Here is a 12227-nt window from a genome sequence, read left to right as displayed (position 1 = left end):
TATTCGGTGCAATAGGTCGGGCTAAGCAGGGCAACTCATGGGAAATCAGAGCCAGTCGGGAAGGAGGGGGTGACGGGTTGCAAAAGTGACGACTCGTCGGGGCGCCGTGCGGCCTCGGCCGGTGGGTCGAACAGGGGCCCCGGGGACGGTGGGTGAGGTGGCCCGGGAGTCCGGGGCGGGTGTGCGGAGGCTCCGCCCCGGACGGCTCAGACGCGCCGGCTCGTCGGGGTGTCGTGGACGGCGCGGCGTTCGGGACGGCGCCGGCGGGGCGCGTTCCGGCCACCGGGCACGGTGGCGGAGGCATCGGCGGACGGGGCCGGTTTGGTGGAGTGCGTGCGGGCGGCGCCCCGGCGGACGCGCTGGGGAGCGGGCCACGAGGTACGCGTTGGTGCCGCCGGACGCGAAGGCGTTGACGAGTGCGGCGCGTGCCGGGCGGTGGACGGCCGCGTTCGGCGCGCACCGGTACTGACCCGGCGGCCCGCGTCGCGTATGCGCCCAGCGGGGAGGAGGGGTTGACGCGCGGGGGAAAAAGGTGCACATTGGTGGATAAGCCGGATGGTCGGAGAGCCAGCACCGTCAGCGGAGACGTCCGTCGGCAGGAGACCCTTGGCAGGCTCCGGCTAGGCCCTCGGCAGTCCGTGGGCGTCGGAACCCCGGCGACGACTGGGGCGGATGGCGTCAGGGCGGGCTACCGAGGACTGCTGATGCGTGTGGGTCCGGGGCGTTCTCGCCTCGGACCCTTTTCCGTGCGCGTGTCCCGGTTCCGTCCCCGCGTCAGTCCACGCCCGGGGGCAGGGGCACGTCCAACTCGGCCCAGACCACCTTGCCCGTGCCGGCGGTGCGGCACGAACCCCACCGCCGCGAGAGCAGGTTGACGAGCTGGAGGCCGCGCCCGCCCTCGTCGCTCCACGAGACGTGCTGGATCTGGGGCAGATCGGGCCCGGTGTCGGAGATCTCCACGGCGAGCCGGCTCGTCCGCAGCAGTCGCATCGTGCCGGGGCCCTCCCCGTACCGCAAGGCGTTGCCGACCAGCTCGCTGACCACCAGCTCCACCGTGTCGACCAGGTCCTCCAGCTGCCAGCGGGCCAGCTCTTCCCGCACCAGCCGACGGGCCGTGGACGCCGCCGAGCCGTCACCGGGCAGCTCCCACTGCCGCAGCAGGACGCCGGCCCCGTCGTGCCGGGAGGCGGAGATGACGGTGACGGCCTCGTCGAACCGCTGCGTACCGGTCGGGGCCGCCCGCACGAGCTGGTCGGCGACGAGCTCACGGGCCGCGAGCAGGTCCCCGGCCGTCTTCCGCAGCAGGTCGAAGCACTCGTCCAGGTCGTCCTGGCGGGTCTTGACCAGCCCGTCGGTGTACAGGATCAGGCGGTCCCCGTCCTCGACGCGCACCGTCACCGAGTCGTAGGGGATCACCCCGGACCCCAGGGGGGCACCCACCGGGAGATCCAGATAGCGGGTGTGCCCGCCCGCCTCCACCATCAGCGGCGGCACCTGCCCCGCGGCGGCCATCGTGTAGCTGCGTTCCACCGGGTCGTAGACGGCGACCAGGCAGGTCGCGACCTGGTCCTCCTCCAGGTCGCGGGCGGCCAGGTCCAGCCGGGCCAGCATCCGCCCGGGCTCGATGTCCAGGTTCATCAGGGTGCGGGACACGGCCCGCAGCCGGCCCATCGTGGCCGCCGCGGCCAGGCCGTGGCTCATCACGTCCCCGACCACCAGGGCCGTGCGCCCCCCGGGCAGGCCGATGACGTCGAACCAGTCGCCCCCGACTCCGTGCGGCTCGCTCGCCGGCGCGTAGCAGGTGTCCACCAGCAGCCCCGGCGTCTCCGGGGTGGCGCGCGGGAGCAGGCTGCGCTGGAGCGAGACCACGGCCTGCCGCTCGCGGCCGTAGAGCCGGGCGTTGTCCACGGCCACGGCGACCTTCGCGGCCAGCTCCACCGCCAGGGCCATGTCCGTCCGGGTGAAGCCCGGACGACTGCCCACCCGGATGTAGTCCGCGATGCCGAGGAGCACGCCACGGGCCACCAGCGGAACCGCGAGATAGCTGTGCACGCCCGCGCGCCGCATGGCACGGGCCGCGCTGCGGGTGGGGGCGATCAGCTCGAACTGGTGCGGGGCGATGCGGCTGACGAGCAGGGGCTCCCGGGTGATCACGCAGTCCTCCAGGAGCCCGCCGGGGCGGTTCACGGAGATGTCGCCCACCGGGTCCGGCTCCAGCTGGCCGAGACCGGAGACCTCCGCTATGGCGATGGCGCGCAGGACGGGCAGTTCCCCGTCGGGCGCCGGCGTGGGGTCCTCACCGCGCAGGACGGCGTCCAGCAGGTCCACGGCGGCGCCGTCGGCCAGCTCCGGCACGCAGTAGTCGGCCAGCTCCTGACAGGTGCGCTCCAGGTCCAGCGTCGTCCCGATCCTGGTGCCGGCCGCGTTCAGCCAGGCCAGGCGGTCGCGGGAGGACGGCGTCGTGCTCAGGGCGGCACGCCGGCGCCGCAGGGCCTCCGCGGCGCCACGCGCCGTCGCGGAGAACCTCCGCAATGCCGCTGGCCTGCCCTCGTGCGCCACCGCACCACCTCCGAGGCGATCATCCGCTGTCCGCAACACGGCGCTACCCAATTCTGCCCCGCGACGGCCGGAACGGCCTCCGGAAGTGCGGGGGATCTGCTCAGCCGCCCAGCCGCAGGAGCACCACCGCGATGTCGTCCTTGGGGGAGCGGGCGACGGCGGGGGCGACCAGGCGGTCGGCCAGTTCCTCCAGCGGGCCGCGGTGGTGGCGGGACAGCCGTTCGGCCAGGCGTCGCACGCCGGCCGTGTAGTCGATGCCGGGCACCTCGACCAGTCCGTCGGTGTAGAGCAGCAGGGCGTCCCCCGGGGCCAGCTCCGTCTCGGCCACGGGGTACTCGTCGTCGGGGAAGCAGCCGAGCGGCATGCCGCCCCGCACCTCGACCTCCCGCACGGTGCCGTCCGCCCGGACGACCATGGGGTGGGGATGACCGGCCCGCACCAGCCGCAGCCGCCCCGCCGCCGGGTCCACCTCCGCGATGGCGCAGGTCGCGAACAAGTCGGTGTCCAGCTCGCACAGGGTGCGGTTCGCCCCCGCCATCAGCTCGGAGGGGGCGTGGTTCTCCGTCGCGCGGGTGCGCATGGCCGTGCGCATCTGGCCCATCACCGCGGCGGCCCTGGCGCTGTGGCCCTGGACGTCGCCGATGATGAGGGCCGCGCGGCCCTCGGGCAGGCGCAGGACGTCGTACCAGTCGCCCCCGACGTCCAGCCCCTCGTCGCCCGGCCGGTAGCGCACCGCCACCTCCAGCCCCGGCAGCTCGGGCAGCGCGCCCGGGAGCATCAGCTCCTGCAGTTCGGTGAGGTCCTCCCGGCGGGCGTCGTAGAGCCGGGCTCGGGTCAGCGCCTGGGCCATGATGCCGGCCGCCGCGGTGTAGACCGTCCGGTCGTCCGGGGAGAAGGCGCGGGGGCGGTTGTAGCCGAAGACGCACGTCCCGACGAGCCCCTGGGCCGAGATCAGCGGCAGGATCGCCCACGCGTGGGTGGCCCCGCCCCGGGGCGAGGCCAGCGCCGCGTCGGGGAAGCGCTCGCGGTACTCCCGCTGGGACTCGAGGAAGAGCGGGTTGCCCTCCCAGACCTCGTCGTAGAGCGGATGGCCGCTCATCACCTCACCGAGGGAGCGCAGCCGCTCCTCCTGCTCGCGGTCGTAGCCGCGGGAGCCGGCCAGCCGCATCACGCCGTTCTCCCGCCGCAGGAAGACGGCCATCGTGGCGCCGCCGAGTTCCCGCAGCGTCGTCGCCGCCACGGCCGACACCACGTCCTCGGTGGACAGCGCGGCGGCCAGCGAGCGGGTGAGGGCGAGGATGAACTCGCTGCGCGCCCGGCGGGCCGCGGCCCGCTCGTGCTCCTCCGTGCGGTCCTGCGCGATGCCGGTCATCCGCAGCGGCCTGCCCTCGCTGTCGTAGACGAGGCGGCTTTCGGCGTGGATCCACCGGACGGCGCCGTCCGGGCGGGTGACCCGGTATGTGACCTCGTACCGCCCGGTCTCGTGGCTCTCCTCGACGGCGGCCTCGACCTGGGTCCGGTCGTCGGGGTGGACCAGGGCGTCGAAGGTCTCGATCCGGCCGTCGAACTCCTCGGGCCGCACCCCGAAGAGACGGCAGCTGCGCTCGTCCCAGACGACGCGGCCGGAGGGGAAGTCCCAGTCGAACATGCCGAGACCGGCGTTGGACAGCGCCTTCTCCAGCATCGTGGTGCGCTGCTGGCCGGCGGCGAGCGCCGGGGGAGGGAGGCGGTGTTCCCCGGTGGTGTCGGCGCCGAGGCCGCCGCTGCCGCGGCGCATGCGGTCCCAGCGGTGTGAGCAGGCGGTGGCCAGGGCCATGAGCCGATGCTCGTTCGCCGAGTCGAGCGCGCTGCCCGTGGGCACCCGCAGGCTCAGGGCGCCCAGGCAGACGCTGTCCAGCAGCAGCGGGACGGAGACGAACTCGGCGTCGGCCCCCATGGGCTGGAGCCCGAGGTCGGCGGGGTACACGTCCGGGAGCGGGTAGTCGGCGACGGTCGTGTAGATCGGACGGTTCTCCCGGACGGCGCGTGCGCACGGGATCCAGGAGTCCACGGGCACGACCCGGTAGGCGTCGAGGTAGGCGTCGGGCAGCCCCGCCGCCGCGACGAGCGTCAGGGAACCCGCCTGGTCCAGCCAGTGCAGCACCCCGGCGGCATGACGCCGGTCGGGGGCGACCGCGATGGCCGCCTCCGCGAGCAGGTGGTCCGGGTCGGGGCAGGCCAGCAGGCGCACGAGCGCGTCCGCGAACTTTCCGCTCAGGGCTTGTGCCATGTCACGTCCTGACCCCGCCTTCGGCCTGCGCCCCCATGATCCGCCACATCGGGGCCATCCGCACGGCGTTCCGGGGGCGATCGTCCCGGCGGGAGCGGTCTCACCGCTGGCCGGGCGCGGGGCGGGACGGTACGTTGGGGCCCGTTGATCACACGTGGCGTTGGCCAGGGCGTACAGGAGTGGAACGTGGCAGACGGCGGACCCATAGCCGCAGGCGAGTCGTCCGGTGCGGAGCCGGCACCGGTCATCGACAGCAGCGTCCCGCACTCGGCGCGGATGTGGAACTACTGGCTCGGCGGCAAGGACAACTACGAGACCGACCGGATCGCCGCGGACCAGTTCGCCGCGGCCTTCCCGGCCATCGCGGCCAACGCACGCGCCTTCCGTTCGTTCCTCTCCCGGGCCATCCGCCACCTGGCCGACGAGGCGGGCGTCCGCCAGTTCCTGGACATCGGCACGGGCCTGCCGACCGTGGACAACACCCACGAGATCGCCCAGCTTGTGGCCCCGGAGTCGCGCATCGTCTACGTCGACAACGACCCGCTCGTGCTGGCCCACGCCCGTGCGCTGCTCACCAGCACCCCCGAGGGCGCGACGGCCTATCTGGACGCCGACCTCCGCGAGCCCGCCGCCATCCTGGCCCAGGCCCGCGAGACGCTCGACTTCGACCAGCCGGTCGCGCTGATCCTCAGCGGCATCCTCGGCCACGTCATCGACGGCGACGAGGCGCGCGGCATCGTCGCCGAACTGGTGGCGGCGCTGCCGTCGGGCAGCTACCTGGTGATCTGCGACGGCACGAACACGGACGAGACGCTGAACGCCGCCCAGGCCCAGCACAACGAGGGCGGCCAGGTGCGGTACCAGCTGCGCAGTCCGGAGGAGATCGCCGAGTTCTTCGCCGGCTTCGAGCTCGTCGAGCCGGGGGTCGTCTCCTGCCCGATGTGGCGCCCGGACCCGGCCCGGATCGGCACGACGGTGGCCGTGGACTCCTACGGCGGAGTAGGCCGCAAGCCCTGACACGTTTGGGCGCGTGCAAGGGGAATTCGGGCACAGAAACGTTTCCACCTGCGACGCGCCTGACCGGGGAGGATTAATCCGAGCATCGGATCAATCCTCTGGTCGAGTGAAGCAAGAGAACTTCTGCCCAGATCGCGAGTTGACCAGTTTGCTCCGGCAGCGGGGCATTCCAGATTCGGAAGGAAAACTCGTGATCAAGAAGGTGCTCGCTACGGCTGCTGTGGCGGCTTCCGTCGTCGGCGTTACCGGTGTCGCCGCGTCCCCCGCCCTCGCGACCGGGGACGACTGGGGCCACGAGACCGCCAGCGGCAACGGCTCGAAGCAGGTCTACGGCAACACCACCACGGGCGGCTACATGAGCCCGAACATGAGCCTGGTCAACGGCTCCCTCAACAAGCCGTGCGTCGCCGTTCCGGACGTCGACGCCCTCAAGGGCATCGGCCTCGTCGGTGTCAACGTCGAGGACATCCTGACCAGCAAGAACTACCAGACCTGCACCGAGAACTCCACGCAGGTCGACGGCGACGACCCGCTGTCGCACATCCTGTCGGACCTGTCCCTGCTGTCGGAGAACGCCTCTCTGGCCGCCGAGGGCTGAGGTCCCGGACGCCGGGTGGCCGGACGAGGTCCGGCCACCCGGAGCCGCAGGACCAGCGGAGGCCGGGGTCTACCTCCTTCTGACCGGTGCTCCGCGACTCTCCTCCGTCAGCCCCCGCCCGTCCCCTTCGGGGAACGGGCGGGGGCTCGGTCGTGTCCCCCCGTCCATACGGCATCATCGTGCCCATGGGGATAGCAGCCGGTCTGGACAGTTCGTCCGAGTACACCCGCATCATCGTCTGCGACGCCGACACCGGTGCCGTCATCCGACAGGGGTACGCCCCGCATCCCGCCCCGCCCCCGCAGGACGGCGGGCGCCGCACCGAGATCGACCCGCAGTCCTGGCTGCTGTCCCTGGGTGAGGCGGCGGGCGGCGGCCTGCTGGAGGGCGTCCAGGCCATCGGGGTCTCCGCCCAGCAGCACGGGGCCGTCTTCCTCGACGAGGCCGGCAACGCCGTACGCCCAGCCCTCGTCGGCAACGACCCCGCCGCCCAGACGGTGGCCGCCGACCTGGTCGACGGCCTCGGCGGCCGGGCCGCCTGGGCGCAGGCGGTCGGCCTCGTCCCCCAGTCCGGCACCCCGGTCACCAAGCTGCGCCGGCTGGCTCGCACCGAGCCCGAGGCCGCGGCCCGCACCGCCGCCGTCCTCCAGCCGCACGACTGGCTCACCTGGCAGCTCCTCGGCCGCCCCGCCCGTCGCACCACCGACCGGGGCGACGCCTCCGGCACCGGCTACTGGTCCGCCGCCACCGGCGCGTGGCGGCCCGACCTCGCCGAGCTGGCGCTCGGCCGCCACGTGGCCCTGCCCGAGGTGCTCGGGCCCGCCGACGCCGCGGGGCAGACGCCTGAGGGCCTGCTGATCTCCGCCGGCACCGGGGAGACCATGGCCGCGGCCTTCGGGCTCGGCCTCGGTCTCGGGGACGCCGTCGTCTCACTCGGCGCCTCCGGCTCCGTCTCGGCCATCCACCACGAACCCCTGGCCGACGGCAGCGGCACCATCACCTCCTACGCCGACGCCACGGGCATGCACCTGCCCGTCGTGCGCACCGTCAACGCCGTGCGGGTGCTGCGCGGCACCGCCGAACTGCTCGGCTGCGACCTGGAGGGCCTCGCGGCGCTCGCCCTGAAGTCGTCCCCCGGCTCCTACGGCCTCGTCCTGCTCCCGTACCTGGAGGGCGAGCGCACCCCCGAACTCCCGCACACCGCAGGCACGTTGGCGGGCCTACGCCGGGAGTCGATGAAGCCCGAGCACCTGGCCAGGGCCGCCTTCGAGGGCATGCTCTGCGGCCTCGCCGACGCCCTGGACGTCCTGCGCCGGCGCGGAGTGGCCGTCCACCGCGTCTTCCTGCTCGGCCAGGCAGCCGAACTGTCCGCCGTGCAGACCATCGCCCCCGCGCTCTTCGGCGCCCAGGTCGTCGTCCCCGAGCCCGCCGACTACACGACCCTCGGCGCCGCCCGGCAGGCCGCCTGGGCCCTCGCCGTCGCGAACGGCCACACCACGCCGTCCGCACCGCCGCAGTGGCCCGCGCCCGTCGCCACCCTCTGCGACCCCGGCGACGAACTGCCCGTCGGCCAGGCCGTGCGGCAGCAGTACGGCGCCGTGCGGGACGAGACCCACCCCGGCGCCTTCCCCGCCTGACCGCCGGGCGTGCGGCCCCGCCGGGCCGCACGCCCCGCCGACCGGCCCGGCACCGGGCGGCCGGCACGTCAGTCCAGATAGCCGCGCAGCTGCTCGGCGTAGGTGTGGTCGCGCAGCTTCCCGAGCGTCTTCGACTCGATCTGCCGGATGCGCTCACGGGTGACGCCGAACAGCCGGCCGATCTCCTCCAGCGTGCGGGGCCGCCCGTCGACCAGCCCGTACCGGAGCTGCACGACCCTGCGCTCGCGCTCGCCCAGGGTGGAGAGCACCGCCTCCAGATGCTGGCGCAGCAGCAGGAACGCGGCCGACTCCACCGGGGAGGGGGCGTCGCCGTCCTCGATGAGGTCGCCGAGGTGGACGTCCTCCTCCTCACCGACCGGCGCGTGCAGGGAGATGGGGTCCTGCGCGAGCCGCAGCACCTCGCTCACCCGCTCCTCGGTCAGCCCGAGCAGGGCGGCGACCTCCTGGGGCGCTGGTTCGTAGCCCCGCTCCTGCAGGATCGTGCGCTGGGCCCGCACCACGCGGTTGATGAGCTCCACGACGTGCACGGGCACCCGTATCGTCCTGGCCTGGTCGGCCAGGGCCCGGGACATCGCCTGGCGTATCCACCACGTCGCGTAGGTCGAGAACTTGAATCCACGCGCGTAGTCGAACTTCTCGACCGCGCGGATCAGCCCGAGATTGCCCTCCTGCACCAGGTCCAGCATGGTCAGCCCCCGGCCGACGTAGCGCTTGGCGACGGAGACGACCAGCCGCAGGTTCGCCTCGATCAACCGGCGCTTGGCCAGGCGCCCCTGGACGACGAGCCGGTCCAGGTCGAGGGCCAGTTCGGTGTCCAGGGCGGCGGCGTCGGCCAGCTTCTCCTCGGCGAACAGCCCCGCCTCCACGCGCCGGGCCAGCTCCACCTCCTCGGCGGCGCTGAGCAGCGGGATGCGCCCGATCTCGCGCAGGTACTGCCGGAAGAGGTCCGCCGACGGACTGCCCGGCGTCCCGGACGCGGCGTACGGGGCCTGCGGGACGAGCACCGGGGGCGGGCCGGGGCTCTCCGCGGGGACCGGCTCCACCAGCCCCAGCGGCGGCCGGGTGCCCGGCCCGGGGACGTGCTCGGGGTGCGCGGGCGGCGTCGCGGGACGGCCGGGGGACACGGCGCGGGCGGCCGCCGCCGGGCGCGCCGAGCCGGTCAGGGTCTGGGTCTGCACGAGGGCGACCTCCAGGAGTGATCGCTGCCAGTTGCGGGAACGGCGTGCGAGACGAGGACGGCAACGGTGGCCCGAACGCCGCCGTCCGTCCCCGGGGAAGAGAGCGCGACCGGTCCGCGGCGTGCGTCGCGCTCGACAACGGGTTGAGACACCGTCAACAGTGTGGAGTACGACACACTGCGCTCAGTAGAGGTCTGCGCACAGTTTTTCTGCTTTTCGCTACGCGACGCGGCAGTAGGACTACAGCGGGGCGACGTCGCCGCACCGGTCGAAGATCAAGCTAGAGCGCCGCCGCGCCCTTGGCGCGCAGTGCCGTCGCGTACTGCTCCAGCACCCACAGCTCCTGCCAGACCGCCGCCGACTCCTCGGCGCGGCCCTGCGCGTCCAGCCGCCGGGCCCCGCCCTCCAGCTCCGCCACCCGGGCGCGGACGGCCGCCAGCCGCACCGCCACCAATTGCTCGCCCGCGTAGGCCTCGTCCGGCGCCCCGTTGCCCGGGTTCCGCGGCGGCTCCACCGTCAGCTCGTTGATCAGCTTGCGCACGGTGTCGTCGGGTGCGGCCTCCCGCACCCGGTCCAGATAACCGTCGTCGGCCGCCTCGGTGCCGCCCGCCGTCTCGATGAGGCCGCGCAGGACGGCGTACGGCTCGGCGGTGAACTCGTCGGCCCCGTAGGCGTCGAACGCGGGCGCCACCAGGTGCGGATGCTGCAACGCGAGCTTGAGCAGCTCCCGTTCCACCAGCTGCGCGGGGTTGCGCAGATGGAGCGCGGGCCCGCGCCCGGCCGGGCGGCCCGCCACCGCCGGGGTGGACGGCGGCACCGGCCCGCCGCGCCCCGCGCCCGCCCCGCGCCGGCCCGCGCCCGGGTGGCCAGCGGGGGTGTCCTGGCCGCCGGGGCCGCCCTGGCCGCCGGCCCGCTTCCACTGGGCGATGCGGCCGACGCGCCGCACCACGAACTGCGTGTCCAGCACCCCGAGCAGCCCGGCCAGCCGGACCGCGTACTCGTGCTGGAGCGAGGGGTCCTTCAGCTGCGCCACGATGGGCGCCGCGGCCTCCAGGGCGGCCGAGCGGCCCTCGGCGGAGTCCAGGTCGTGCTCGTCGACGACGGAGCGCAGCGCGAACTCGAAGAGCCGCGTCCGGCTGTCGATCAGCTCCCGCACGGCCGTGTCGCCCTGGGCGATGCGCAGTTCGCACGGGTCCATGCCGCCGGGGCTGATGGCGATGGAGGTGCGCGCGGCGAACTTCTGGTCGTCCTCGAAGGCCCGCAGCGCGGCCTTCCGCCCGGCGGCGTCCCCGTCGAAGGTGAAGATCACCTCGGTGCGGGAGTTGTCCATGAGCAGCCGCCGCAGGATCTTGATGTGCCCCTCGCCGAACGCCGTGCCGGAGGTCGCGATGGCCGTCGTCACGCCCGCGAGGTGGCAGGCCATCACGTCGGTGTAGCCCTCGACGACGACGGCCCGGCCCTCCTTGGCGATGTCCCGCTTCGCCAGGTCGATGCCGTAGAGCACCTGCGACTTGCGGTAGACCGGCGTCTCCGGGGTGTTGAGGTACTTGGGCCCGTTGTCGTCCTCGCGCAGCCTGCGGGCCCCGAAGCCGACCACTTCGCCCGAAACGTCCCGGATGGGCCACATCAGCCGCCCCCGGAACCGGTCGATCGGCCCGCGCCGCCCCTCCTGGGCGAGCCCGGAGAGCACCAGCTCCTTGTCGGTGAACCCGCGCCCGCGCAGGAAGCGGGTGAGGTGGTCCCAGCCGGCGGGGGAGTAGCCGACGCCGAAGTGCAGGGCGGCGGCCTGGTCGAACCCGCGCTCGCCCAGGAACCGGCGCGCGGCCTCGGCCTCCGGGGAGTCGAGCTGCTCCGCGTAGTACTGGACGGCGACCTTGTGGGCCTCCACCAGGCGGGTGCGCTCGCCCTGCTGACTCGCCCGCCCGTAGCCGCCCTCCTCGTAGCGCAGCGTGATGCCCGCCTGCGCCGCGAGCCGCTCGACGGACTCGGAGAACGTGAGGTGGTCGACCTTCATCAGGAAGGCCAGGGTGTCCCCGCCCTCCTGGCAGCCGAAGCAGTGGAAGAGCCCCTTGGCGGGGCTCACGTGGAACGAGGGCGACTTCTCGTCGTGGAAGGGACACAGCCCCTTCAGGTTCCCCCCGCCGGCCGGGCGGAGCTGGAGGTACTCGGAGACGACGGAGTCGATCGGGACCGCGTCCCGCACCGCCCGCACGTCCTCGTCGTTGATCCTTCCCGCCACGCCGGTAAGTCTACGGTCCGCGGGGACGGGCACGTCCGGCTAGTCGACGGGGCCGAACTCCGAGGTGTCGAGATCGAAGTCGAAGGGCGCCGGAAGGTGCAGCGTCTGGCCGAAAGGCACGGTCTGGCGTGTGCGATAGCCGGACTCGGAAGGGCGCGAGAACACGGAAGCCTCCCGCGCTTGCATGTCCAGGAGGAGGTAGACGGGTACCTGCCGCCCGTACACGGCCAGCTTGTCGTGCCAGTCCTCGCTCCTGGTGGACGGTGAGGTCATTTCGGCCACAAGGCAGAGCGACTTGCCATCCATGTGACCGGCGTCGGAGTCGAATGCCGTGGCCTCCGCCACGTAGAGATCCGGACCATAGGCTCGTCTCGCTCCAGGAAAGGAGAAGAGGAAGGGGGCCACGTCAGCGAGGTATCCCGTGGGAGCGTTTTCCTCCAGCCGTTGCCGCATGAAGCGAAGCGCCCGCATGAAGTACGGCCGTGACCAAGGTGACACGACGATCCTTCCTCCGATGACTTCGGCCTCGAAGCCATCGGGTGTGTCCAGCTCCTCGGCTGCCCTCAGGAGCTCCTCGTACTCGTCGACACCGAGGTCGTTCGGCGCATGCGGCTGCTCAAGCATGATGGTCACGCTTTCCTCCGATGCTCACCCGGTTGCTTACGTCACTCAACGTAGTGCCGTTCGCAGCGGCCCCAGAAGCCGTGAT

8 protein-coding genes are annotated in these 12227 nt (G+C 73.2%); 3 read left to right on the top strand and 5 right to left on the bottom strand.

Features of this window, described 5'->3' with window-relative positions; translation table 11 throughout:
- Nucleotides 1–774 precede the first annotated feature (774 nt).
- Both O7609_RS05265 and O7609_RS05260 read right to left on the bottom strand, forming a co-directional pair.
- Nucleotides 775–2532: an ATP-binding SpoIIE family protein phosphatase gene (locus tag O7609_RS05265; protein ID WP_443072062.1), complete on the bottom strand. Its 1758-nt coding sequence runs from the start codon at nucleotides 2530–2532 to the stop codon at nucleotides 775–777.
- A gap of 127 nt (nucleotides 2533–2659) precedes the next feature.
- Nucleotides 2660–4828, bottom strand: coding sequence for a SpoIIE family protein phosphatase (locus O7609_RS05260; RefSeq protein WP_269733742.1), 2169 nt, complete (start codon nucleotides 4826–4828; stop codon nucleotides 2660–2662).
- A 186-nt stretch (nucleotides 4829–5014) separates the two neighbouring features.
- On the opposite strand from O7609_RS05260, the gene O7609_RS05255 reads away from it, so the two are divergent.
- The 3 genes from O7609_RS05255 (at nucleotide 5015) to O7609_RS05245 (ending at nucleotide 8080) form a co-directional block, all read left to right on the top strand.
- A complete protein-coding gene (locus O7609_RS05255; protein ID WP_269733741.1) occupies nucleotides 5015–5845 on the top strand; it encodes an SAM-dependent methyltransferase in 831 nt (276 codons plus the stop codon).
- Nucleotides 5846–6035: 190 nt separating this feature from the next.
- On the top strand, nucleotides 6036–6443 hold the full coding sequence (locus O7609_RS05250; protein WP_269733740.1) for a rodlin: 408 nt from the start codon (nucleotides 6036–6038) through the stop codon (nucleotides 6441–6443).
- 185 nt (nucleotides 6444–6628) lie between these two features.
- Nucleotides 6629–8080, top strand: a complete 1452-nt coding sequence (locus tag O7609_RS05245) for an FGGY family carbohydrate kinase (RefSeq protein WP_269733739.1) — start codon at nucleotides 6629–6631, stop codon at nucleotides 8078–8080.
- 68 nt (nucleotides 8081–8148) lie between these two features.
- On the opposite strand, the gene O7609_RS05240 is transcribed toward O7609_RS05245, so the two are convergent.
- The 3 genes from O7609_RS05240 to O7609_RS05230 all read right to left on the bottom strand — a co-directional run bounded on the left by O7609_RS05240 (nucleotide 8149) and on the right by O7609_RS05230 (nucleotide 12142).
- Entirely contained in the window at nucleotides 8149–9279 is a 1131-nt protein-coding gene (locus O7609_RS05240) for an RNA polymerase sigma factor (protein WP_443072061.1), read from the bottom strand.
- 280 nt (nucleotides 9280–9559) lie between these two features.
- Nucleotides 9560–11518 carry a DNA primase gene (gene dnaG, locus O7609_RS05235; protein WP_269743140.1) on the bottom strand — a complete coding sequence of 653 codons (1959 nt, stop codon included), beginning with the start codon at nucleotides 11516–11518 and terminating at the stop codon, nucleotides 9560–9562.
- A 39-nt stretch (nucleotides 11519–11557) separates the two neighbouring features.
- Nucleotides 11558–12142 (bottom strand): Uma2 family endonuclease, encoded by a 585-nt coding sequence (locus O7609_RS05230; RefSeq protein ID WP_269737020.1) that lies wholly within the window; start codon nucleotides 12140–12142, stop codon nucleotides 11558–11560.
- Nucleotides 12143–12227: the final 85 nt, after the last annotated feature.

Origin of the sequence: Streptomyces sp. WMMC1477 (assembly GCF_027460245.1) — a bacterium.
Lineage (GTDB): Bacteria > Actinomycetota > Actinomycetes > Streptomycetales > Streptomycetaceae > Streptomyces.
Note: the sequence above shows the minus strand (reverse complement) of the source record. Positions and strands in the feature narration are given on the sequence as shown.